This is a genomic window from Pseudomonas putida (assembly GCF_003228315.1).
GTDB lineage: Bacteria > Pseudomonadota > Gammaproteobacteria > Pseudomonadales > Pseudomonadaceae > Aquipseudomonas > Aquipseudomonas putida_S.
Genome location: NZ_CP029693.1, coordinates 3,838,076 through 3,862,055 on the forward strand (window position 1 = coordinate 3,838,076; position 23,980 = coordinate 3,862,055).

General features: G+C 61.1%; 22 protein-coding genes and 1 riboswitch. Of the genes, 11 read left to right on the plus strand and 11 right to left on the minus strand.

The window, feature by feature from the left end:
• Nucleotides 1–66 precede the first annotated feature (66 nt).
• From DKY63_RS17890 to tkt, 5 genes are all read right to left on the minus strand, one after another.
• Nucleotides 67–399, minus strand: coding sequence for an MliC family protein (locus DKY63_RS17890; protein ID WP_110965288.1), 333 nt, complete (start codon nucleotides 397–399; stop codon nucleotides 67–69).
• A gap of 56 nt (nucleotides 400–455) precedes the next feature.
• Complete coding sequence (locus tag DKY63_RS17895) at nucleotides 456–677, minus strand: hypothetical protein (protein WP_110965289.1); 222 nt, start codon at nucleotides 675–677, stop codon at nucleotides 456–458.
• Between the two features lie 35 nt (nucleotides 678–712).
• Complete coding sequence (locus tag DKY63_RS17900; protein WP_110965290.1) at nucleotides 713–1,876, minus strand: phosphoglycerate kinase; 1,164 nt, start codon at nucleotides 1,874–1,876, stop codon at nucleotides 713–715.
• Between the two features lie 25 nt (nucleotides 1,877–1,901).
• A complete protein-coding gene (gene epd, locus DKY63_RS17905) occupies nucleotides 1,902–2,957 on the minus strand; it encodes an erythrose-4-phosphate dehydrogenase (protein ID WP_110965291.1) in 1,056 nt (351 codons plus the stop codon).
• Nucleotides 2,958–3,147: 190 nt separating this feature from the next.
• The gene (gene tkt, locus DKY63_RS17910) at nucleotides 3,148–5,145 is read right to left on the minus strand and encodes a transketolase (protein WP_110965292.1); all 1,998 of its coding nucleotides are present in this window, start codon (nucleotides 5,143–5,145) and stop codon (nucleotides 3,148–3,150) included.
• A 265-nt stretch (nucleotides 5,146–5,410) separates the two neighbouring features.
• Between tkt and DKY63_RS17915 the strand changes: the two genes are divergently transcribed.
• The 4 genes from DKY63_RS17915 to DKY63_RS17930 all read left to right on the plus strand — a co-directional run bounded on the left by DKY63_RS17915 (nucleotide 5,411) and on the right by DKY63_RS17930 (nucleotide 10,038).
• Nucleotides 5,411–6,406 carry an ArsR/SmtB family transcription factor gene (locus tag DKY63_RS17915; protein WP_110965293.1) on the plus strand — a complete coding sequence of 332 codons (996 nt, stop codon included), beginning with the start codon at nucleotides 5,411–5,413 and terminating at the stop codon, nucleotides 6,404–6,406.
• Between the two features lie 18 nt (nucleotides 6,407–6,424).
• Nucleotides 6,425–7,615 carry a methionine adenosyltransferase gene (gene metK / locus DKY63_RS17920; protein ID WP_110965294.1) on the plus strand — a complete coding sequence of 397 codons (1,191 nt, stop codon included), beginning with the start codon at nucleotides 6,425–6,427 and terminating at the stop codon, nucleotides 7,613–7,615.
• Between the two features lie 249 nt (nucleotides 7,616–7,864).
• The gene (gene ligB / locus DKY63_RS17925; protein ID WP_110965295.1) at nucleotides 7,865–9,541 is read left to right on the plus strand and encodes an NAD-dependent DNA ligase LigB; all 1,677 of its coding nucleotides are present in this window, start codon (nucleotides 7,865–7,867) and stop codon (nucleotides 9,539–9,541) included.
• A 101-nt stretch (nucleotides 9,542–9,642) separates the two neighbouring features.
• On the plus strand, nucleotides 9,643–10,038 hold the full coding sequence (locus tag DKY63_RS17930; protein WP_110965296.1) for a DUF1090 domain-containing protein: 396 nt from the start codon (nucleotides 9,643–9,645) through the stop codon (nucleotides 10,036–10,038).
• 127 nt (nucleotides 10,039–10,165) lie between these two features.
• Here DKY63_RS17930 and DKY63_RS17935 read toward each other — a convergent pair whose 3' ends face one another.
• The gene (locus DKY63_RS17935) at nucleotides 10,166–10,615 is read right to left on the minus strand and encodes a c-type cytochrome (protein ID WP_110965297.1); all 450 of its coding nucleotides are present in this window, start codon (nucleotides 10,613–10,615) and stop codon (nucleotides 10,166–10,168) included.
• A 128-nt stretch (nucleotides 10,616–10,743) separates the two neighbouring features.
• Here DKY63_RS17935 and mltA point away from each other — a divergent pair, with 128 nt between their 5' ends.
• Nucleotides 10,744–11,928: a murein transglycosylase A gene (gene mltA / locus DKY63_RS17940; RefSeq protein ID WP_110965298.1), complete on the plus strand. Its 1,185-nt coding sequence runs from the start codon at nucleotides 10,744–10,746 to the stop codon at nucleotides 11,926–11,928.
• A 123-nt stretch (nucleotides 11,929–12,051) separates the two neighbouring features.
• Here the strand turns inward: mltA and DKY63_RS17945 are convergent, their stop codons facing one another.
• Complete coding sequence (locus DKY63_RS17945) at nucleotides 12,052–12,435, minus strand: MAPEG family protein (protein ID WP_110965299.1); 384 nt, start codon at nucleotides 12,433–12,435, stop codon at nucleotides 12,052–12,054.
• Nucleotides 12,436–12,467: 32 nt separating this feature from the next.
• Nucleotides 12,468–13,301, minus strand: a complete 834-nt coding sequence (locus tag DKY63_RS17950; protein ID WP_110965300.1) for an EamA family transporter — start codon at nucleotides 13,299–13,301, stop codon at nucleotides 12,468–12,470.
• Between the two features lie 319 nt (nucleotides 13,302–13,620).
• On the opposite strand from DKY63_RS17950, the gene DKY63_RS17955 reads away from it, so the two are divergent.
• Nucleotides 13,621–14,790 carry an MFS transporter gene (locus DKY63_RS17955; protein WP_110965301.1) on the plus strand — a complete coding sequence of 390 codons (1,170 nt, stop codon included), beginning with the start codon at nucleotides 13,621–13,623 and terminating at the stop codon, nucleotides 14,788–14,790.
• On the opposite strand, the gene DKY63_RS17960 is transcribed toward DKY63_RS17955, so the two are convergent.
• Together DKY63_RS17960 and DKY63_RS17965 are read right to left on the minus strand one after the other, a co-directional pair.
• The gene (locus DKY63_RS17960; protein WP_110965302.1) at nucleotides 14,791–15,675 is read right to left on the minus strand and encodes a formate/nitrite transporter family protein; all 885 of its coding nucleotides are present in this window, start codon (nucleotides 15,673–15,675) and stop codon (nucleotides 14,791–14,793) included. It lies immediately after the preceding gene.
• Between the two features lie 171 nt (nucleotides 15,676–15,846).
• The gene (locus DKY63_RS17965; protein WP_110965303.1) at nucleotides 15,847–16,248 is read right to left on the minus strand and encodes an acyl-CoA thioesterase; all 402 of its coding nucleotides are present in this window, start codon (nucleotides 16,246–16,248) and stop codon (nucleotides 15,847–15,849) included.
• Between the two features lie 198 nt (nucleotides 16,249–16,446).
• Nucleotides 16,447–16,549, plus strand: a riboswitch (S-adenosyl-L-homocysteine riboswitch).
• 22 nt (nucleotides 16,550–16,571) lie between these two features.
• Here DKY63_RS17965 and ahcY point away from each other — a divergent pair.
• From ahcY to DKY63_RS17990, 5 genes are all read left to right on the plus strand, one after another.
• Nucleotides 16,572–17,981 (plus strand): adenosylhomocysteinase, encoded by a 1,410-nt coding sequence (gene ahcY / locus DKY63_RS17970; RefSeq protein WP_085716412.1) that lies wholly within the window; start codon nucleotides 16,572–16,574, stop codon nucleotides 17,979–17,981.
• A 186-nt stretch (nucleotides 17,982–18,167) separates the two neighbouring features.
• A complete protein-coding gene (gene metF / locus DKY63_RS17975; protein WP_110965304.1) occupies nucleotides 18,168–19,013 on the plus strand; it encodes a methylenetetrahydrofolate reductase [NAD(P)H] in 846 nt (281 codons plus the stop codon).
• A gap of 75 nt (nucleotides 19,014–19,088) precedes the next feature.
• Nucleotides 19,089–20,165 (plus strand): hypothetical protein, encoded by a 1,077-nt coding sequence (locus DKY63_RS17980; RefSeq protein WP_110965305.1) that lies wholly within the window; start codon nucleotides 19,089–19,091, stop codon nucleotides 20,163–20,165.
• Between the two features lie 86 nt (nucleotides 20,166–20,251).
• Entirely contained in the window at nucleotides 20,252–21,076 is an 825-nt protein-coding gene (locus DKY63_RS17985) for a substrate-binding periplasmic protein (RefSeq protein WP_110965306.1), read from the plus strand.
• A gap of 222 nt (nucleotides 21,077–21,298) precedes the next feature.
• A complete protein-coding gene (locus DKY63_RS17990) occupies nucleotides 21,299–23,176 on the plus strand; it encodes a DEAD/DEAH box helicase (RefSeq protein ID WP_110965307.1) in 1,878 nt (625 codons plus the stop codon).
• 189 nt (nucleotides 23,177–23,365) lie between these two features.
• Here the strand turns inward: DKY63_RS17990 and DKY63_RS17995 are convergent, their stop codons facing one another.
• A complete protein-coding gene (locus tag DKY63_RS17995; RefSeq protein WP_110965308.1) occupies nucleotides 23,366–23,953 on the minus strand; it encodes a YceI family protein in 588 nt (195 codons plus the stop codon).
• Between the last annotated feature and the right edge of the window lie 27 nt (nucleotides 23,954–23,980).

Below are 23,980 nucleotides of genomic sequence, written 5' to 3' on the forward strand. Positions count from 1 at the left end.
GAGCGGCGGCGGCTATTCAAGTTATTGCAGATCGGGGGTTGAGCCCGGGCTGCGAATTCTGTTCAGTTATTGCGCCTTGCAGCCACGGCCAATCAAATCATTGGTGGCGACCCAGTAAACCAGGCCTTCCTCACCTTTTATGTGAAACGCCAGCATGTTGTCGCTGTACAGCGAACCCGACGCACCTGGCTCCTGCTTCAGGCGGTAGACCTGATCGCCACCGCCCAGTCGCACGTCGACTTCGCTGCGACTGTCATTGGCATAGCGCCACAGCACCTTGGCCTGGCTGTCGCAAGTCCAGGTGGTCCAGTTGTCTGCCGGGGCGGACGACTGGAACGGGTCCAAGTTGGCGCACCCGGCCAGCAGTGCCAGCGCCGTAACGGCGATCAATCCTTTCATCCGTGTTCCTCGACCGGCAGCGCACGCCGCCGGCTCTGAGTAAAGAGTCAGACCCGTCAAGGACAGCCATGTTCCTTGGCGGGAGTCTGTGTCTCGTATTTGTCCAGGCCTTCAGGCCCGGAACGCTTGTTGAGCACCGGATTGGTTTCCGCCTGCCAGTCGGCCTGGTAGCAGCCCTTGTCCTGTGCTGGCGTCTCGGGTACCTCGGGAGCTTTCGGGTTACTCCCGCAAGCCACCAATGAACCCGCGACGATCAACAGCGCAAACGTCTTGACCATGTAACCACTCCCTTGCCTGGTCAAACGGGAGACCCTCAGGCCTTGGCCCGGCTTTCCAGGACTTCAACGGCCGGCAGCACCTTGCCTTCGACGAATTCGAGGAACGCGCCGCCACCGGTAGAAATGTAGGAGATTTGCTCGGCAACGCCATACTTGTCGATGGCGGCCAGAGTGTCGCCGCCGCCAGCGATGGAGAACGCCGCACTGTCCGCGATGGCCTGGGCCAGCACTTTGGTGCCGTTACCGAACTGGTCGAATTCGAACACGCCCACCGGACCGTTCCACAGGATGGTTTTCGACGATTTCAGCAGTTCGGCGAAGTTCGCCGCAGTCTGCGGGCCGATGTCCAGGATCATGTCGTCGGCGGCAACGTCGGCGATCAACTTGACGGTGGCTTCGGCGCTTTCGGCGAATTCCTTGGCAACCACCACGTCCACCGGCAGCGGCACGCTGACCTTGGCGGCGATGGCGCGTGCGGTGTCCAGCAGATCCGGCTCGTACAGGGATTTGCCAACCGGGTGACCGGCAGCGGCCAGGAAGGTGTTGGCGATGCCGCCGCCGACGATCAGCTGGTCGCAGATCTGGCTCAGGCTGTTCAGTACGTCGAGCTTGGTCGACACCTTGGAGCCGGCAACGATGGCAGCCATTGGCTTGGCCGGTGCGCCCAGGGCCTTGCCCAATGCGTCCAGCTCGGCGGCCAGCAGAGGGCCTGCAGCGGCGATTTTGGCGAACTTGGCTACACCGTGCGTCGAACCCTCGGCGCGGTGTGCAGTTCCGAAGGCGTCCATCACGAATACGTCGCACAGCGCAGCGTATTGCTGGGCCAGTTCATCGGCGTTCTTTTTCTCGCCCTTGTTGAAACGCACGTTTTCGAACAGCACGATGTCGCCGGCCTTGACGTCAACGCCGCCCAGGTAATCGGCCACCAGCGGCACTTCACGGCCCAGAGCACGGCTCAGGTAGTCGGCGACCGGCTTGAGGCTGTTCTCGGCGGAGAACTCGCCTTCGGTCGGACGGCCAAGGTGCGAGCACACCATCACCGCCGCGCCTTTTTCCAGGGCCAGCTTGATGGTCGGCAGCGAAGCCAGGATTCGCGCATCGCTGGTGACTACACCGTCCTTTACCGGGACGTTGAGGTCTTCGCGGATCAGTACGCGCTTACCTTGCAGATCGAGGTCGGACATCTTCAACACGGTCATGGGTCGCATTTCCTGGATTACTGATTTAGAGAGCAGATGTTGGGATAGCTGTTTGCAGATAGTGCTCTGCAACATCCAGCATTCGGTTGGCAAAACCCCATTCGTTGTCGAACCAGGCCAGGATGTTCACCAGCCGTGGGCCGGAAACGCGGGTCTGACTGGCATCGACGATCGCCGAATGTGGGTCGTGGTTAAAATCGCAGCTTGCGTGGGGCAACTCGGTGTAGGCCAGCAGGCCCTTGAGCGGACCGCTGGTGGCAGCCTCGCGCAGGATCCGGTTGACCTCGGCGGCGTCAGTATCACTGACGGTCTGCATCGTGATATCGAGGCAAGACACGTTCACCGTCGGCACGCGTACGGCTTTGGCCTGAATTCGTCCGGCAAGTTCCGGCAACAGCCGTTCGATGCCTCGCGCCAGACCGGTGGACACCGGAATCACCGACTGGAACGCCGAGCGGGTGCGGCGCAGGTCTTCGTGGTGATAGGCATCGATCACCGGCTGATCGTTCATCGCCGAGTGAATGGTGGTGATCGATACGTACTCAAGGCCAATGGCCTGATCCAGCAGGCGCAACAGCGGCACGCCGCAGTTGGTGGTGCAGGAGGCGTTGGACACCAGCAGTTCGTCGCCGGTCAGGCATTCCTGGTTCACGCCATAGACGATGGTGGCGTCGACATCCGACTCGCTGGCCATCGGCTGGGAAAACAGCACCCGTGGCGCGCCGGCGTCGAGGAAACGCTGGCCGTCTTCGCGGGTGTGGTAAGCACCGGAGCATTCCAGCACCAGATCGACGCCCAGGGACGCCCAATCGATGCCTTCGGGGGTGGCACTGCGCAGGACCTTCACGCAGTCGCCATTGATATGCAGACAGTCGCCATCGACCTTCACTTCACCGGGAAAACGCCCGTGGGTGGAGTCGAAGCGTGTCAGGTATTCGATGCTGGCCATGTCGGCCAGATCATTGATCGCGACAATCTCGAACCCGGCCTTGTCGCCTCGCTCGAACAACGCACGCAAGACGCAACGACCAATGCGGCCGTAGCCGTTGAGTGCAACTTTGTAGGGACGCGGTTGAGGCATGGGGGTTCTCGATAGACGCAGGCAAACGAATTCTCGTTAACAACACAACCCTTGTAGGAGCGAGCCTGCTCGCGATGGTGGCCCAGACAACGCGGGCATTCAGGCACCCAGCGTTATCGTTAACGACCATCGCGAGCAGGCTCGCTCCTACAGGGGTTCGCGGCGGTCCTGAAACCGCCGCGCCGTGCTTTTAGTCTTCCAGCAGCTCTTCAGCCTGACCCAGGATGTTTTCCAGGGTGAAGCCGAACTCTTCGAACAAGGCCGACGCAGGCGCCGACTCACCGTAGGTGGTCATGCCGATCACACGACCTTCCAGGCCGACGTACTTGTACCAGTAGTCGGCGTGGGCCGCTTCGATGGCGATACGGGCGCTGACCTGCAACGGCAGGACCGATTGCTTGTAGCCGGCGTCCTGGGCGTCGAACACGCTGGTGCAAGGCATGGAAACCACACGCACCTTGCGGCCCTGTTCGGTCAGCTTGTCGAAGGCCTGAACGGCCAGGCCGACTTCCGAACCGGTCGCGATCAGGATCAGCTCAGGCTCGCCCGCGCAGTCTTTCAGCACATAACCACCACGGTTGATATCGGCGATCTGGCCGGCATCACGGGTTTGGTGCTGCAGGTTCTGACGGGAGAAGATCAGGGCGGATGGACCGTCCTTGCGCTCCAGGGCGTGCTTCCAGCTCACGGCCGATTCAACGGCATCGGCAGGGCGCCAAGTGTCGAGGTTCGGCGTGCTGCGCAGGGCAGTCAGTTGCTCGATCGGCTGGTGAGTCGGGCCGTCTTCGCCCAGACCGATGGAGTCGTGGGTGTAGACGTGGATCACGCGCTGCTTCATCAGTGCGGACATGCGCACGGCGTTGCGGGCGTATTCCATGAACATCAGGAAAGTCGCGCCGTAAGGCACCAGTCCGCCGTGCAGGGCAACGCCGTTCATGATGGCGGTCATGCCGAACTCGCGCACGCCGTAGTACATGTAGTTGCCGCTGGCGTCTTCAGCGCTGACGCCTTTGCAGCCTTTCCACAGGGTCAGGTTGGAACCGGCCAGGTCGGCCGAACCGCCGAGGAACTCAGGCAGCAGCGGGCCAAACGCATTCAGGGCGTTCTGGCTGGCTTTACGGCTGGCGATGGTTTCGCCCTTGGCCGCCACTTCGGCGATGTAGGCGTCGGCCTTTTCGCTGAAGTCAGCCGGCAGTTCACCGCTCAGGCGACGGATCAGTTCGTTGGCTTCGGTCGGGAAGGCTGCGGAGTAGGCCGCGAAACGCTGGTCCCACTCGGCTTCAACAGCGCGACCGGCTTCCTTGGCATCCCACTCGGCATAGATGTCGGCCGGGATTTCGAATGGACCGTGATTCCAGTTCAGTGCCTTGCGGGTCAGGGCGATTTCCGCGTCACCCAGTGGGGCGCCGTGGCAGTCTTCCTTGCCTTGCTTGTTCGGCGAACCGAAACCGATGGTGGTCTTGCAGCAGATCAGGGTCGGCTGCTCGCTTTTGCGGGCCGTCTCGATCGCGGTCTTGATTTCTTCCGGGTCGTGACCGTCGACATTGCGGATCACTTGCCAGTTGTAGGACTCGAAACGCTTCGGCGTGTCGTCGGTGAACCAGCCTTCGACTTCGCCATCGATGGAGATGCCGTTGTCATCGTAGAAGGCGATCAGCTTGCCCAGGCCCAGGGTACCGGCCAGGGAAGCGACTTCGTGGGAAATGCCTTCCATCATGCAGCCATCACCCAGGAATACGTAGGTGTGGTGATCGACGATGTTGTGGCCAGGACGGTTGAATTGCGCCGCCAGGACTTTTTCCGCCAGGGCGAAACCCACGGCGTTGGCCAGACCCTGACCCAGCGGGCCGGTGGTGGTTTCAACACCCGGGGTGTAGCCGAATTCCGGGTGGCCCGGGGTGCGGCTGTGCAGCTGGCGGAATTGCTTGAGGTCATCAATGGTGACGTCATAGCCGGTCAGGTGTAGCAGCGAGTAGATCAGCATCGAACCGTGGCCGTTGGACAGCACGAAACGGTCACGGTCGGCGAACGATGGATTGCTCGGGTTGTGCTTGAGGTAGTCGCGCCACAGCACTTCGGCGATATCCGCCATACCCATGGGGGCACCGGGATGGCCGCTGTTGGCTTTTTGCACGGCATCCATGCTGAGGGCACGAATGGCGTTGGCACGCTCACGACGGCTAGGCATCGCTGATCTCCTGGGAATTCTGAAACGAGAGTGAATACGGAAAAAAGGCGAGCATTTTCCCTCACCGAGCCGCCTCGGGGCAATGACAGATAGTCATCTGGAGGCGTTTTTCCAATCGATAACGGCGGATTCGGCAGGTGAAACCTTTCCGCCTCCCGTTTGTTGACTGAAGCTAACGCCGGAAAGTGCCATCTATCGAGCAATATCAAAACTTTTTGATATTGCACTTGCGATGCCTCCGGTGCGTGACTAGACTGCCGGCCTTATGAACCTACGCGTGCCTTCCATTCGCCATGACGATTGCGATGAGCTGGCGGCCCTGTGCAAGGCCGGCGGCGATCCACTGCGCCTGAATGTCTTGCGCGCGCTGGCCAACGATTCGTTTGGCGTGCTGGAACTGGCGCAGATCTTCGGCATCGGCCAGTCGGGCATGAGCCATCACCTCAAGGTATTGGCCCAGGCCGACCTGGTCGCGACCCGCCGTGAAGGCAACGCGATTTTTTACCGTCGCGCCCTGCCGCACACCGATCTGCTGGGTGGCAAGTTGCACGCGGCCTTGCTCGAAGAAGTGGATGAGCTGATGTTGCCTGCCGATGTGCAGTCGCGAATCGCTCAAGTCCATGGGCAACGGGCAGCGGCCAGCCAGGACTTTTTCGCACGGGTCGCCGAGAAGTTTCGCGCCCAGCAGAACCTGATCGCCGGTCTGCCGCAATACGGCGACAGCGTGGTGGCCCTGCTTGAAAAGCTGAGCTTCGGCGAAGGCGCGACCGCCATCGAAGTCGGCCCCGGGGACGGTGCCTTCCTACCGGAACTGGCGCGCCGCTTTACCCGGGTGACGGCGCTGGACAACAGCCAGGCGATGCTCGAACTGGCGCGCCAGGTGTGCGAACGCCAGGCGCTGGGCAACGTCAGCCTGCAGTTGGCCGACGCCTTGAACGGCGTGAGCCTCAAGGCCGATTGCGTGGTACTGAACATGGTCTTGCACCATTTCGCCGCGCCGGCCGATGCACTCAAGCACATGGCCAACCTGCTGCAACCAGGCGGTAGCCTGTTGGTGACAGAGTTATGCAGCCACAATCAGAGTTGGGCCAAGGAGGCCTGCGGTGATCTCTGGCTGGGGTTTGAACAGGACGATCTGGCCCGTTGGGCCACCGCTGCGGGACTCGTTCCCGGGGAAAGCCTCTATGTAGGCTTACGTAATGGTTTCCAGATTCAGGTCCGCCATTTTCAGCGACCGGCTGGCGACACTCACCATCGGTAATTTCAGGAAAACATCGAGATGAGCGAATACTCCCTTTTCACCTCCGAGTCCGTGTCCGAAGGGCATCCGGACAAAATCGCCGACCAGATTTCCGATGCGGTGCTGGACGCCATCATCGCTGAAGACAAGTTCGCCCGTGTGGCGTGCGAGACGCTGGTGAAAACGGGCGTGGCGATCATCGCCGGCGAAGTCACCACTTCGGCCTGGGTTGACCTGGAGCAGATCGTTCGTGACGTGATCACCGACATCGGCTACACCAGCTCCGACGTGGGTTTCGACGGTGCGACCTGCGGCGTGATGAACATCATCGGCAAGCAGTCGCCTGACATCAACCAGGGTGTCGACCGCGCCAAGCCAGAAGATCAGGGCGCCGGCGACCAGGGCCTGATGTTCGGCTACGCCAGCAACGAAACCGACGTGCTGATGCCAGCACCGATCACCTTCTCGCACCAGCTGGTGCAGCGCCAGGCTGAAGCCCGCAAATCCGGCCTGCTGCCTTGGCTGCGCCCGGACGCCAAGTCGCAAGTGACTTGCCGTTACGAAGGCGGCAAGGTGGTCGGTATCGACGCCGTGGTCCTGTCGACCCAGCACAACCCGGACGTCTCCTACAACGACCTGCGCGAAGGCGTGATGGAGCTGATCGTCAAGCACGTGCTGCCTGCCGAGCTGCTGTCCAAGGACACCCAGTTCCACATCAACCCGACCGGCCAGTTCATCATCGGCGGCCCGGTGGGCGACTGCGGCCTGACCGGTCGCAAGATCATCGTCGACAGCTACGGCGGCATGGCCCGTCACGGCGGTGGCGCGTTCTCCGGCAAGGATCCATCGAAGGTTGACCGTTCGGCGGCTTACGCCGGTCGTTACGTGGCCAAGAACATCGTCGCTGCCGGCCTGGCCGAGCGCTGCGAGATTCAGGTGTCCTACGCCATCGGCGTCGCCCAGCCGACTTCGATCTCGCTGAACACCTTCGGCACCGGCAAGATCAGCGATGACAAGATCATCAAACTGGTCCGCGAAGTGTTCGACCTGCGTCCATACGCGATCACCAAGATGCTCGACCTGCTGCACCCGATGTACCAGGAAACCGCGGCATACGGCCACTTCGGCCGCATCCCGGGCACCAAGACTGTCGGTGATGACACCTTCACCACCTTCACTTGGGAAAAAACCGACCGCGCCGACGCCCTGCGTACTGCTGCCGGTCTGTAAGACTTTCCCCGCTGCACCAAAAGCCCCGCACGGTTTTGCCGTGTGGGGCTTTTTTGTTTTCGGCTTTGCACCGTGTCGCTGCCATCGCGAGCAGGCTCGCTCCCACAGTTGACCGCATTCCATTGTGGGAGCGAGCCTGCTCGCGATGAGGCACTCCCAGCCAACAAAAATATTCCGCAAAACACCCTTTCTTCGCGTCCTCAAAACTGACCTAGCCTTCAAGCTCCCCAAAGAGCAAGGACGCTCGCGATGCCCATCCCACGCCTGTTTCTCACCTGCCTGCTGACCCTTTCCTGCCTCACCGCCAACGCCACCGAATGCCCCGACTGGCCACCCGAACGCGCCGCGACCGAACTCACCGCCCTGCAAAAACAAATCGATCGCTGGGACGACAGCTATCACCGCGAAGGCAAATCCCTGGTCGCCGACGAGCTCTACGACCAGTCCCGCGCACGCCTGACCCAATGGCGACAATGCTTCAACTCCGCAGCAGTCACGGACCCATTGCGTACCGCACGCGGCACGATTGCCCATCCCGTCGCCCACACCGGTCTGGACAAACTGCACGATGAAAAAGCCGTGGAGCAGTGGCTGCGCGATCGCGAGGATGTCTGGGCGCAGCCCAAGGTCGATGGTGTTGCCGTGACCTTGATCTACCACAAGGGCCTGCTGGCCCAAGCGATAAGTCGCGGCGACGGTTCACAGGGCCAGGACTGGACGGCTTCGGCACACCGGATTGCCGCCATCCCCCAGCAACTGACACAGGCTCGGGATCTGCTGGTGCAAGGCGAACTCTACTGGCACCTGAGCGGGCACGCTCAGGCCCAGGCGGGCAGTCTCAACGCCCGCTCCACCGTCGCCGGCCTGATGGCCAGAAAGACATTGAGTGCAGAGCAGGCAAACGGGATAGGCCTGTTTGTCTGGGATTGGCCACAAGGCCCTGCGAGCCTGCCGGAGCGCGCCGCAGCACTGCACGCACTGGGCTTTCCCGAGACCCGTGCCTTCAGCCAGCCGATCAGCACACTGGCCGATGCACAGCGCTGGCGCGATCACTGGTATCGCTCGTCCCTGCCCTTCGCCAGCGACGGTATTGTTCTGCGCCAGACACAACGTCCGCCCGCCGAGCGCTGGCAAGCCAAACCTCCTTATTGGAGCGTTGCCTGGAAATATCCCTACGCCCAGGCACTGGCCGAAGTGCGCAAAGTTCACTTCAAGATCGGCCGAACCGGGCGGATTACACCCGTGCTGGAACTGATCCCGGTGACGCTGGATGACCGGCAAATCAAACGCGTCAGCGTAAGTTCCCTGCAGCGTTGGCAGATGCTGGACATACGACCGGGTGATCAGGTCGCCATCAGCCTGGCCGGCCTGACCATCCCCAGGCTCGACAGCGTGGTATTGCGCAGCACCGAGCGCCTGGAAATGAACGCGCCACGGGCAACGGATTTTCACCCCTTGAGCTGTTGGCAACCGACCCCGGGATGCGAAAGCCAGTTTCTTGCACGCATGACCTGGCTCAGTGGCAAACAGGGGCTGGCATTGCCCCATGTCGGTCCGGGCACCTGGGAAAAACTGCTGCAGGCGGGCCGCCTGAACAGTCTGCTGGATTGGTTGACCCTCGATGCCCAAGAGCTTGCTAACATTGACGGCTTGGGCGAGCGCAGTGCAGCGCGTCTTTCGACCAGTTTCGACCATGCCCGCCAGCGCCCTTTTGCCCGGTGGCTCAAGGCATTGGGCATGCCCCCGACGGGCCAGGCACGCCTCGCCGATTCATGGCAGGCCCTGGCGCAACGTGACATCGGGCAATGGCAGGCCGAAGCCGGGATCGGCCCGGGGCGCGCCGCGCAATTGAGCGCGTTTTTCCGCGACCCGCAGGTTCTGGCCTTGAGTGAAACATTAAGGGAAGTCGGGATTGACGGCTTCTAGCAACCCAGCATGCTTTCAGGCTTGGGAACCCAACCAGTGCCGATGGGTTCAAACAAGCCATCGCCGCAGCGAACCGATTGCCTTATTCACATGGAGCTTTTATGAAATTACTTTCACCGCTCGCCCTGCTGACCCTTTGCAGTGTGTTGGCCACCCCGTTGATGGCCGACGAAGAAGCACCGGGCCTGACGGGTTGTGCCGCCAAGAAGCAAGGCATCATCAATCAGATCGAACTGGCCAAATCCCACGGCAATGCCGATCAACAGGCCGGCCTGGAGAAAGCCCTGAGCGAAGTCACCGCCAACTGCACCGACGCTTCGCTGAAGAAGGAGCGGGAAAACAAGGTGCTCGAGGCCAAGCACGAAGTCAGCCGGCGCCAGGCCGACCTGGACAAGGCCATGAAAAAAGGCGATCCGGAGAAGATCAACAAGCGCAAGGACAAGCTAGCCGAGTCCCGCAAGGAGTTGCAGGAAGCGGTGGACGAGCTGGATAAATAAGGACAGGTAAAGAACACGGATCTTTGGTGCTGCCAAACCCTTCGCGAGCAGGCTCGCTCCCACAGTTGACCGCATTCCACTGTGGGAGCGAGCCTGCTCGCGAAAGCGTCAGAGCGGACATCACCCATTAATGATCCCGAAACCGTTTATGACACGCACTGCAAGCATCCTCGACCTTCTGCACCGCCGGCCCCAGTTTACTGGCCTTGTAGGGCTGTACCTGGCTGGCGATCACCAATTCACCGGTGGCGCTTTCAAGGTCGCGGGCCATGGCCTGAAAACGTGCCTGCTGCTCCCATACATCGCTTTTCGCACTGGTATGGTCTTCCTCACGCACTTGCGGGAAATGTTTCCAGGGTTCGTGGGACAACGCGTCGAGCTTCACCGCACCTTCGGCGAATTTCGGGCCATCGAACGGAATACGGCCACGCAACATGCCACCCAGGTCTTCGCCGGTCTTGAGCATTTGCTTGAAAATGGCCTTGCGCTGACCCAGCGGCGAGTTGGGGTCGATCCCGCCACAGGCGGACAACGTCAGGCAGGCCAGCAATACAACGGAAAGTCTTTTAAGAGTCATGGTGGCTTCAGGTCACGGGAAACGGCGGCCAGTATCCTCGCGTCCTCGGCAAACACCAATAGCCCTATCATCAATAAGGGTTGCCTGAGCGCACGGAGCACTCAGGCAGCCGGCAAAGGAATTACTCCATGAACAGCCGTTACAAGGCCTGGCGTCGCAGCCTGTGCTGGACCCTGCCGATGGTGGCCCTGCTCGCAGGCTGCACCGGTGGCGAAAAACAACAGCCGAAAACCCACGCACTGGCCACCTACTCCGCCGCCACATGGGAAGCCTTGCCGACGGTGTCCGACAACGACCTCGTCGCCGGCTTCGGATCGTGGCGCAGCGCCTGTACGCGCCTGAAGGCCGACCCGGTCTGGGGCGGCACCTGCGCTGCGGCGGCGAACGTGCCACAAACCGCCGGCGACATTCGTGGCTTCCTCAAGCAGAACCTCGATGTCTATGGCCTGCGCGCCGCCAACGACAACCCCAACGGCCTGATCACCGGCTACTACGAACCGGTCTACCCCGGCAGCCTGACCCAGACCGCCAGCGCCAACATCCCGGTGTACGGCGTGCCCGAGGACATGATCATCGTCTCCCTCGACAGCATCTACCCGGAACTCAAGGGCAAACGCCTGCGCGGCCGGCTGGAAGGCCGGGTGCTCAAGCCTTATGACGACGCGGCAACGATCGAAACCAAGGGCGTGAAGGCACCGGTGGTGGCCTGGCTGACTGACCCGATGAATCTGCAATTCCTGCAAATCCAGGGCTCGGGACGTATTCAGCTCGACAATGGCCGCCAGTTGCGCATCGCCTACGCCGACCAGAACGGCCACCCGTATCGACCGATCGGACGCTGGCTGGTGGAACAAGGCGAACTGAAGAAAGAAGACGTGACCATGGGCGCCATCGCCGCCTGGGCCAAGGCCAATCCGTCGCGCATTCCGCAGCTGCTGGGCAGCAACCCGAGCTATGTGTTCTTCACCCGCAACCCCGACAGCAACGAAGGCCCTCGCGGCTCGCTGAACGTGCCGCTGACGGCGGGTTACAGCGCGGCGGTGGATCGCAAGGTGATTCCGTTGGGCAGCCTGTTGTGGCTGTCCACAACCAAACCCGACGGCACGGCCCTTGTGCGGCCGGTGGCTGCTCAGGACACCGGCGGCGCCATTGCCGGTGAGGTCCGCGCGGACCTGTTCTGGGGTACAGGCGAAGCGGCCGGGCAGTTGGCCGGGGACATGAAGCAGCAGGGACAGATCTGGATGTTGTGGCCCAAAGGTACGGCGTTGCCGCAGGTGCCTCAGGTGGCTGATGCGGAGAAGACCAAGCCCTGAGTCATGTGTTGTCAGATAGATAGCTTTCGCGAGCAGGCTCGCTCCCACAGGGATCTTCAGTGAACATGATCTAACTATGGGAGCGAGCCTGCTCGCGAAGGGGTCCTTACAGGCAGCGAAGATTCAGACCGACACCACAAAAAACGCCGCAATCAGCCCCATCCCCACAAACCACACCAGCGAGCGCATGATCGCCCAGTCCGCCAGATAGCAAATGATGTACAGCAGCCGGCTGGTAATGAACAAAACCGCCAGCACATTGATCGTCACCAACTCGGCATTGCCCACCAGGTGCGCGACGATCACCGCGGCGGCAAAGGCCGGGGTCACTTCAAAGCTGTTCAACTGCGCCGCATGGGCACGCCTGGCAACACCATTGAGTGATTCGAGAAAGTCCCGGGGGTCATGGTTGTCTTGCAGACGATAACCGCCACTGGCCTTGGCGATGCCCGTACAGACATAGGGCAGGAAAATCGCGATCAAAATGCACCACAGAGCAACCGTCATAGAGCAGTCCTTTCTTCAGGTTTTCAGAGCAGTCAGAATTTCATCACCAGCATGCCGACCAGTACCAATCCACAGGCTAAGAGCCTTGGCCCGCCGAAAGGTTCTTTCAAATAGCGCATGCCGAACAGCACCACCAGAATCACGCTGATCTCGCGCAAGGCCGCCGCCTCGGCAATCGAACCCAACTGCATGGCCCACAGCACCAGAGAGTAGCTGAACAACACGCAGAACCCGACTGCCAGCCCCAGTCGCCATTGCTCGCGCCAGAACAACCTGAATGCCGGTCGCTTGCGTGCCCAGGCCAGCAACGGGAACGGCCAGGCGCTGATCAGCGTCACCCAGACCAGGTAGTCCAGTGGGTGCGACCAGCGCCGCAGTGCCTGACCGTCGATGAAGGTGTAGCAGCCGATGCACAGGCCGATCAGCGCCACCACCGGCAACATCGACCACGGCAGGCGTGCACCGCCTCCGCCCTGCCACAGCAGACACAACATGCCCAGCGGGATCAGCAGGATCCCGAAGATCTGCTGATGGGTCAGCACTTCCCCGGCAAAGATCAGGGTCAGCGCCAGCACCACCAGCGGCGACAACCCGCGCATGAGCGGATAGACCAGGCCGAGATCGCCGACCCGATAGGCCTGGATCAACAGGTAGCGATAGAGCAACTCGAAGGCTGCCGAGGCCAGGATCCACGGCCAGATTTCAATGGGCGGAAGCTCCACGAAAGGCAGCATCACGACGACAAACAACATCGCCACGCTGTCCATGCAGGCCACCACCAGCAACCGTTCGGCGCTGAATTTGATCAGGGTATTCCACGCCGCATGCAACAGCGCCGCCACCAACACCAGAGCCGTCGCAAGCACGGCACACTCCTTTTTGTAGTCCGACAATCCCATCTGTAGGAGCGAGCCTGCTCGCGATGAACTTCAAGACAACGCGTTTATCCAGACAGCCAGCGTCATCGTTGACGACCATCGCGAGCAGGCTCGCTCCTACAAGGACCGGGTAGAGAATTGATTCGCGATATGTCAGCAGCTGTTTATACTGCAACCGACCACGCCGCACTCAGTTGCGCACAGACTAATTCCAATAAAATCTGCCTCTGGCCGCTCTCCTCGAGAATGGCCGTCGGCATGCGTATGCCTGATCACAGCGTCAAGACTACCGACAGAGACCTTGCGCATGCCACTCGCCTTGCTTGCCCTCGCTGTTGCCGCGTTCGGCATCGGCACCACTGAATTCGTCATCATGGGCCTGCTGCCCGATGTCGCCCGCGACCTTGCGGTGAGCATTCCCCACGCCGGCCTGTTGATCACCGGCTATGCATTAGGCGTGGTGTTCGGCGCTCCGATCCTGGCGGTGGGCACCGCCAACATGCCGCGCAAAGCCACGCTGCTGGGCATGACCCTGATGTTCATCCTCGGCAACGTGCTCTGCGCCCTGGCCCCGAACTACGCCACGCTGATGGCCGCCCGGGTGGTAACCGCCCTGTGCCATGGCGCGTTTTTCGGGATCGGCTCGGTGGTGGCCGCCGGGCTGGTGGCCCCGAATAAACGGGCCCAGGCGATTGCCATGATGTTCACCGGCCTGACCCTGGCCAATGTACTGGGCGTGCCGCTGGGCACGGCACTCGGACAATACGCCGGCTGGCGTGCGACCTTCTGGGCCGTGGCGGTGATCGGCGTGATCGCGGCGATTGCCCAGTGGTTTTGGCTGCCAAAACACATTGCCATGGACAAGGCCAACCTCGCCAGCGAGTTCAAGGTACTGGGCAAGGTCAATGTGCTGCTGGCGCTGGGCATGAGCGTGCTGGCGTCCACCAGCCTGTTCAGCGTCTTCACCTACATCGCGCCGATCCTGCAAGACATCACCGGCGTCAGCCCCCATGGTGTGACCGTCATGCTGCTGTTGTTCGGCGTGGGTTTGACGGCGGGAAGCATGCTCGGCGGGCGCCTGGCGGACAGTCGCCTGCTGCCTTCGCTGGTGGGCATGGCGCTGGCTGTGGTGCTGGTATTGGCCGCTTTCACCCAGACCAGTCACTCGGTGATCCCGGCCGCGATTACCCTGGTGTTGTGGGGGATTTTTGCCTTCGCGCTGTGCCCGATCCTGCAACTGCTGATCATCGATCAGGCCCATGAAGCGCCGAACCTTGGCTCGACCCTGAACCAGAGCGCCTTCAACCTGGGCAATGCGACCGGTGCCTGGGTCGGCGGCCTGGTAGTCGCCAGCGGCGCGGACCTGGCGGACCTGCCATGGACGGGCGCGCTGGTCAGTGGGCTGACGGTGCTGACCGCGCTGTTCTTCATCTACTTGCAGCGTCGCGCTACGACAGCAGTCAACGTACCGGGCTGACTACTTTTTGATCTTCTGCGGATCGGGCTCTTCGGCCTGGTCCGCCGATTTTTTCGGCGGCCCGCTTTCGCTGCGAATCTGCGCATGGCTGATCAGCGCGAAGATAAAGCTGCCACCGACGATATTTCCCACCAGCGTGGGCCCCGCGAACACCAGCCAGAAATCCCTCCACGGCAACTCGCCGGCAAACACCAGGTAGGAAACCTCCAGCGAGCCGACCACGATGTGGGTGAAATCGCCCAGCGCCATGAAGTAGGTGATGAGGATGATGATCCACATCTTGGCGCTCTCCATGGACGGGATCATCCAGACCATGGTGGCGATCATCCAGCCGGAAATGATGCCTTTGGAGAACATCTGGCTGCGGTCGCTCTCCATCACCTTGCGACCGATGTCGAGGAAGGCCACATCGGTCTTGCTGTCGAAAATCGGCAGCTCCAGCATCACATAGGCCACCAGCAAGGTGCCGCACAGGTTGCCGAACAACACCACCGACCACAGCCGCAGCAGTCGAGCGAAATTGCCAAGCGTCGGCTTGCTCATGATCGGCAGCACGGCGGTCAAGGTGTTTTCGGTGAACAGTTGCTGGCGGGCGAGGATCACCGCGAGAAACCCGGCGCAGTAGCCGAAACTGGCGATCACCTTGAAACCTTCGCCATCCGGCAGGCGCGAATTGAGCAAGCCCATGGCCATCAGCGACAACCCCATGGTCAGGCCGGCGGCGAGTGCCGACCACCACAGCGCGGCAATGCTTCGCTCAAGTTCCTGATCACCCTGGGTACGAATGATTTCGTGCAGCACCGCCGCGCGCGGTGGCTGGCTTTTCTCGACTTCGTGTTTCTCTTTGGGCGAGAGGTCGGGGGTCTTGCCTGTTGACGTAGTCATGGCCGTATAACCGGTGGCGAGTTATTTAGCTACGACCCTTGCCACGGGGATTCCGTTCTGTAGGAGCGAGCCTGCTCGCGATGGTCGTTATCGATAACGCTGGGCACCTGACACCCAGCGCTGTTCTCGAGTGCATCGCGAGCAGGCTCGCTCCTGCAGGGGATCGCGTTTTTAGACGGGTTCTTCGTCCTTGAACTGGTCCTTGACGTACTTGATCTCGGTTCGACCGTGGGGGGCGGGCAAGCCGTCTTCGCCGAGGTTGACGAAGACCATTTTCTCCACCGTCAGGATGCTTTTGCGGGTGATCTTGTTGCGCACTTCACAGGTCAGGGTGATCGAGGTGCGACCGAACTCGGTGGCGGTGATACCCAATTCGATGATGTCGCCCTGGCGCGAGGCGCTGACGAAGTTGATTTCGGAAATGTACTTGGTGACGACGCGCTGGTTGCCCAGCTGGACGATGGCATAGATCGCCGCTTCTTCATCGATCCAGCGCAGGAGGCTGCCGCCGAACAGCGTGCCGTTGGGGTTGAGGTCTTCGGGCTTGACCCATTTGCGGGTGTGAAAATTCATATGCACTCCTGAGCGTCTTTCCGATAGATGCCCGGGATCATGGCAGAGCTTTCGCCAGAGCTCTATTCGGCATCTTCTATAGCCACTATTACCGTTCGAACATTGACCGACAGAAACCCTTTGGAAGATCAGCTTAGACGGCTATAATCGCCCCCGTTTCAAAACGGTAACTTCCACTTGCTACCGTTTTCCCGCCACCTGTCCGAGGGGCGCTGCAGCAGGTAAAACCTGTCAGGCTCGGATGGGGCGTTGCCAGGCCTTGATTGGCCCGACACTAAACGCACAACGGCGCCCATTCGCATAACCACGAATGGAGGCTCTTCATGAGCGCTGTCAACACGCCTGCAGATTTTACCGATTACAAAGTCGCCGACATGTCCCTGGCTGCCTGGGGTCGTCGCGAAACCATCATCGCCGAATCCGAAATGCCGGCCCTGATGGGTCTGCGCCGCAAGTACTCCGAAGAGCAACCGCTCAAGGGCGCGAAGATCCTCGGCTGCATCCACATGACCATTCAGACCGCCGTGCTGATCGAAACCCTGGTTGCCCTGGGTGCCGAAGTACGCTGGTCGTCCTGCAACATTTTCTCGACTCAGGACCAGGCTGCCGCGTCCATCGCCGCTGCCGGCATCCCGGTTTTCGCCTGGAAAGGTGAAACCGAGCAAGAGTACGAGTGGTGCCTGGAGCAAACCATCCTGAAGGATGGCCAGCCTTGGGATGCCAACATGATCCTCGACGACGGCGGCGACCTGACCGAGTTGCTGCACAAGAAGTACCCACAGGTACTGGATCGTGTCCACGGCGTGACCGAAGAAACCACCACCGGCGTTCACCGCCTGCTGGACATGCTGGCCAAGGGCGAGCTGAAAATCCCGGCCATCAACGTCAACGACTCGGTGACCAAGAGCAAGAACGACAACAAGTACGGCTGCCGTCACAGCCTGAACGATGCGATCAAGCGCGGCACCGACCACCTGCTGTCCGGCAAGCAAGCGCTGGTCATCGGTTACGGTGACGTGGGCAAGGGCTCGGCCCAGTCCCTGCGTCAGGAAGGCATGATCGTCAAGGTTTCCGAAGTCGACCCGATCTGCGCCATGCAGGCTTGCATGGACGGTTTCGAAGTGGTTTCGCCGTTCATCGACGGTATCAACAACGGCACCGAAGCGAGCATCGACAAAGCACTGCTGGGCAAGATCGACCTGATCGTGACCACCACCGGTAACGTCAATGTCTGCGACTCGAACATGCTCAAGGCCCTGAAGAAGCGCGCTGTTGTCTGCAACATCGGCCACTTCGACAACGAAATCGACACCGCTTTCATGCGCAAGAACTGGGCATGGGAAGAAGTGAAGCCACAGGTCCACAAGATCCACCGTACCGGTGCTGGTGATTTCGATCCGCAGAACGACGACTACCTGATCCTGCTGGCCGAAGGCCGCCTGGTGAACCTGGGCAACGCCACCGGTCACCCAAGCCGCATCATGGACGGTTCGTTCGCCAACCAGGTGCTGGCGCAGATCTTCCTGTTCGGCCAGAAGTACGCCGACCTGTCGCCAGCCCAGAAAGCCGAGCGCCTGACCGTTGAAGTACTGCCGAAGAAACTCGACGAAGAAGTGGCCCTGGAAATGGTCCGCGGTTTCGGCGGCGTCGTGACTCAACTGACCAAGACCCAGGCCGACTACATCGGCGTGACCGTCGAAGGTCCGTTCAAGCCGCACGCTTACCGCTACTGATCGGTTCTGCTACCCGCTCCCTTCGGGGGGCGGATTTATGCAGGGCCCACGCAAATCTGTAGGAGCAAAGCTTGCTCGCGATAGCATGACCACGGTATCCATGAAGACCGAGGTGCCTCCATCGCGAGCAAGCTTTGCTCCTACGGGTAGCGAGATGCCAGCAAGGCTTATTCCAAGGATATGACCATGTCCCAAGATCGTCGCTACAGCTTCGAGTTCTTCCCTACCAAGACCGATGCTGGGCATGAAAAGCTGCTCGCCACTGCCCGTCAGCTGGCTACGTACAACCCTGACTTCTTCTCTTGCACCTACGGCGCAGGCGGTTCGACCCGTGATCGCACCCTCAACACCGTGTTGCAGCTCGAAAGCGAAGTCAAAGTCCCTGCTGCACCCCACCTGTCCTGCGTGGGCGACAGCAAGGACGACTTGCGCGGCCTGCTGAGCCAGTACAAGGCCGCCGGCATTACCCGTATCGTCGCTTTGCGCGGTGACCTGCCGTCGGGCATGGGCATGGCCAGCGGCGAATTGCGCCACGCCAATGACCTGGTCGAATTCATTCGTGAAGAGACCGGCGATCATTTCCACATCGAAGTCGCCGCTTACCCGGAAATGCACCCGCAGGCGCGCAACTTCGAAGACGATATCGCCAATTTCGTGCGCAAGGCCAAGGCCGGTGCCGACAGCGCGATCACCCAGTACTTCTTCAACGCCGACAGCTACTTTTACTTTGTCGATCGCGTGCGGGCACTGGGCGTCGACATTCCAGTGGTGCCGGGCATCATGCCGATCACCAACTACAGCAAGCTGGCGCGTTTCTCCGATGCCTGCGGCGCGGAAATCCCGCGCTGGATCCGCAAGCAACTGGAAGCGTATGGCGACGACACGCAAAACATTCAGCGTTTCGGTGAGCAGGTCATCACCGAAATGTGTGAACGTTTGTTGCAAGGTGGTGCACCAGGGCTGCATTTCTATACCCTGAACCAGGCCGATGCCAGCCTGGCTGTGTGGAACAACCTGAAGCTACCCCGCTGATCGTTATCCCGCAGGAACAAGGACCCTCTTCGGAGGGTCTTTTTTTTTCAGAAACAAGTTTGGAACGCTGTAGCAATGACGTACTCGACACCACGCCCGCAACTCGTCTATCTGGTTTTCGGCTCCGATACCTATCACCAGGAAGCCGTTTTCAGCATTGCCAGTGCCCTGGCCAGGTTGCGAGAAACGCCGGACGCCGCTCTGGACATTCAAGTCTTCACTGACAACCCCCTGCCCTACGAAAAACTGCCGGTTCGCGTTCGCCTGCTCGACGAAGCCACGCGCCGACGCTGGAACGAACCCCATGGCTATCATTTTCGCGCCAAGCACGTCGCCCTGCGCACGGTGCTGCAAGAGTCCGAAATCGCGTTACTGATCGACACCGACACCTTTTTCCATTGTTCACCGCTCAAGCTATTCGAGCGTATGGAGCCCGGCACCCTGCTGTGCAACGACATCTACACCCACTACGGCAACAACAAGGAAAACCTGCTTTACAGCACACTGGCGGCCATTCTCCGGGAAAAGGGCCTGGCGGACGATCAGATGCCGCTGATCAATTCGGGCGTCATCGGCCTGCACCAAAAGGATGCCCACATGCTGGATCACTCGATCGCCCTGATCGACGAGCTGTACCCGTCCGCGCGCGGCGCCTACACCCTTGAGGAGTTCTGCCTGTCGGTGGCGGCCTATCGCAAGTTGCAGGTCAGAAAGTGCCCGGACCTGATCCATCACTACTGGAGCCGCAAGCAGCTGTTCAGGGCCAAGGTCCAGGCCTGGGTCGCCAAACATGCCGCACAGCCGACCAGCGCGGCTGCCCTGGACGATACCCGCCGCGTAACGGACCGGCTGCCACGACCACCACGCTCCCAGCGCATGCTCTACAAACTCATCACTCTGGCGTTGCCCGTGCATTTGCGTCAGTTCATCCGCGAAATCCTTTATGGGTGCTATGACCATCCCAATGAATTCGACAGGGCCTGCGGTCCGGTCTGGTGGGAGAAGGCGCTGCAAAACCAGAAGGAACGCGTCGGTACGCCCGTGTGCCAGCATCTGCTGGAACAATGGTTCACCCACCGTCTGGTCAAATTGATCCTCGGTCGGCGACGCACCGCGATCCATGAACACTTGCTCAATTCTCCGATTAAATAGAGACGTCGCGCGCAATCTGCTCAAGTCGGCGTTAAACATGCGAGCCAGAGCTTCTCATTAGGCGTCCCGCGTACTAACCTCAGGCGATGTCTGTCATTTCCCGCCTTCTGACCGTTGTGCTTTTTACTTGCCTGAGCTTCACCGCTCGGGGCGAGAAATTGCGCATTGTCACTGAGCCCTGGGCGCCTTACGTCTACGAGGAAAACGGCAAATCCCTGGGGCTGGACTACGAAACCACGGCCATCGTCTTCAAGCGTCTGGGCATCGAAGTGGAGTGGCAGTTCCTGCCGTGGAAACGCTGCCTGTCGATGCTCGAGACCGGTCAGGCCGATGGCGCGCTGGACATATTCCACAGCGAGGAGCGCGACGCCACCCTGCTCTACCCCAGCGAACCGCTCTCGGAAGTGCAATTCGTGATGTTCTACGCCAACGATCGCCCTCACCCTTTTCGCACCCTCGACGAACTGCGCGGCCTGACCATCGGCACTTCGCCGGGTTACCTGTACAGCGAGGATTTCAGGGAATCGACGCTGTTCACCCGCGAACCGGCACCAAGCCATGAAGCCAACTTCGGCAAGCTGCTGCGCGGGCGCATCGACCTGCTGATCACCGACCGCCGGGTCGGGCAGCATCTGCTCGACGAACTGAAGATCCGCGACAGGATCACCGAAAACCCGACCATCATCAGCCAGCAGAGCCAGTATCTGGCGGTGCGCCGCAACGCCGGGATGGATTTGCTGGTTCAGCGCTTCGGCGCCGAACTCAAACGTTTCAAGCGTGAACCGGCCTATGCGGAACTGAGTGCCCGCTACGGTGCGGCTCCAGCCGATCCGGCGAACGCGTCGAGCGCCGCCAATGCCACCGCCATCCGCGCGCAAACCGTTGAGCAGCAGGAAAGCGGCGCGCAGTGATTGCTCTGTTATACTCCGGCCTTCCCGCCAGGCTCACGCCCGGACGCTCGGAATCGTTACAGGCATCTCGACCCGCTACAGCGCAGCTTTTCAGCCCGCGCGAGCGTTCCAGACGAGCTTTCGAAACCGAAGCAGGACCGGACGGGATTGCGTCCTTCTGAACGCCATTCGCGCCAGGCAAGACTCCCATTGGGCCAAGCCCTAACTAAAACAGGATTACTCATGTCCTTTGCTTCCCTCGGTCTCTCCGAGGCTTTGGTCCGTGCTATCGAAGACGCGGGCTATACCGAGCCTACTCCGGTGCAACAGCGGGCCATTCCCGCCGTGTTGCAAGGTCGCGACCTGATGGTCGCGGCACAGACAGGTACTGGTAAAACCGGCGGTTTCGCCCTCCCGATTCTGGAGCGGTTGTTCCCCAACGGTCACCCGGACAAATCCCAGCGCCACGGCCCGCGCCAACCGCGCGTACTGGTCCTGACCCCTACTCGCGAACTCGCCGCGCAAGTGCACGAAAGCTTCAAGGTCTATGCCCGTGACCTGAAATTCGTCAGTGCCTGCATCTTCGGCGGCGTCGGCATGAACCCGCAGGTTCAGGCCATGTCCCGTGGCGTGGACGTACTGGTGGCCTGCCCCGGTCGCCTGCTCGACCTCGCAGGTCAAGGCAGCGTCGACCTGTCCCACGTGGAAATCCTCGTGCTGGACGAAGCCGACCGCATGCTCGACATGGGCTTCGTCCATGACGTGAAGAAGGTCCTGGCGCGCCTGCCAGCCAAACGGCAGAACCTGCTGTTCTCGGCGACCTTCTCCAAGGACATCACTGACCTTGCCGGCAAACTGCTGCACAACCCGGAACGCATTGAAGTCACACCGCCGAACACCACGGTCGAGCGCATCGAACAGCGCGTGTTCCGTCTGCCCGCCAGCCACAAGCGTGCGCTGTTGGCCCACCTGATCACCGCCGGTGCCTGGGAACAGGTGCTGGTGTTCACCCGCACCAAGCACGGCGCGAACCGCCTGGCCGAGTACCTGGACAAACATGGCCTGCCCGCCGTCGCGATCCACGGCAACAAGAGCCAGAACGCGCGCACCAAGGCCCTGGCCGACTTCAAGGCCAACCAGGTACGCATCCTGGTCGCCACCGACATCGCCGCCCGCGGCCTCGATATCGACCAGTTGCCACACGTGGTCAACTTCGAACTGCCGAACGTCGATGAAGACTACGTGCACCGCATCGGCCGTACCGGTCGTGCCGGTCGCTCGGGCGAGGCCATCTCGCTGGTAGCGCCGGACGAAGAAAAGCTGCTGAAAAGCATCGAACGCATGACCAAGCAGAAAATCGCCGACGGCGACCTGATGGGCTTCGATGCCAGCGCCGTGGAAGCCGAAAAACCGGAAGCCCGCGAACGTCCGGACATGCGCAACCCGCGCAATGCCCGTGGCCCGCGTGGTGAAGGTGCGAACGGTGGCGGTGGTGGCGGCGGTCGCCGGGACAAGGGCAAGGACAAAGGCAAGGAAAAATCCGCTTCCGGTGAGAAAACCGAACGCGGTGAACGCCCGGCCCGCCAGCAGAAACCTCGCGAAGGCACCCCGGCTCGCGAACAGCGTCCAAGCCAGCCTCCGCGCGCTGCCGCTGATCGTGCCCCGGACGAGTTCCTGGATGACGATGTCGACAACTTCGGTAACCGCATCGACTACGTGCCACAACAGAAACCGGCCCAGGGCCGTGGCCGCCGCCCGGGTGCTCCGGCACAGGGCGCTGCCGCAGGTACCGGCGCACCACGTGGCGGCAAGCCACAGGGTCGCCAGAACGGTCCGCGCACAGCTGATGGCACCAGCAGCACGCCAGCAGGCAAGCGCAACAGTCCTCGCAACGGCGCACCACGTGACGGCCAGGGCCGTCGCGAAGAGTCGCGCAATCGCCGTCCGGCTCGCGACGACCAGTCCCGTTCGGAACCGGCTGTGCAGAACCCTCGGGGCAATGCGCCGAAGATCATGCACAAGGAGTCCAAGGCTGACCGCTTCCCGACGCCCGAGCAGCTGGATCAACTGCCCACCCGTCCGCGTGGTGAAAAGCCGGCGTTGCTGACTCGCAATCGCTGAGTACCGGGGGATTTTGCTTTCCTGTAGGAGCCGAGCTTGCTCGCGATGAATGGCGCAACACCGCGGGGTGTCAGGTTGCCAGCGTCATCGTTGACGACCATCGCGAGCAAGCTCGGCTCCTACAGGTAATTTTCCGCCGGACATAAAAAACGCCCCAAATTCGGGGCGTTTTTTATGTCCGGCGAAAAATTACTTCGCTTTGACACCTTCAAACGAAACGTACATCTCGACTGCGTCGGACTGTGGACCCAAGTCCATCATCTTGCCGAAATCAGAGCGCTTGAGGCTGAAGGTACCCTCGAAGCCGGCACGGTAGCCGCCCCATGGATCCTTGCCTTCACCCAGGAAAGTGGCCTTGACCACGATTGGCTTGGTCACGCCCAGGATGGTCAGGTCACCGGCCACGTCAGCAGTGTCCTTACCCGCGGCGTTTTTGCCGGTTGGCTTGACGCTGGTGGACACGAACGTTGCCTTGGTGCCGTTCAGGAAGTCTTTGCTGGAGATGTGCTTGTCACGTTCGGCGTTGTTGGTGAATACGCTGGCCGTGTTGACGTTGAACTCGATCTTGCTGTCTTCAGGCTTGGCAGCGTCGAAGCTGAACTTGCCGTCGATGTCCTTGAAAGAACCGGTGATGTAGCTGTAGCCCAGGTGGCTGATCTTGAAGTCAACGAAGGCGTGCTGGCCTTGCTTGTCGACCACGTAGTCGGCGGCCATTGCGTTACCGGCTGCGAACAGCGCCGAACCGATTGCCAGAGCGGCCAGAGTCTTTTTCAACATACTTTGTTTTCCTTTGGAGTCGAGGTT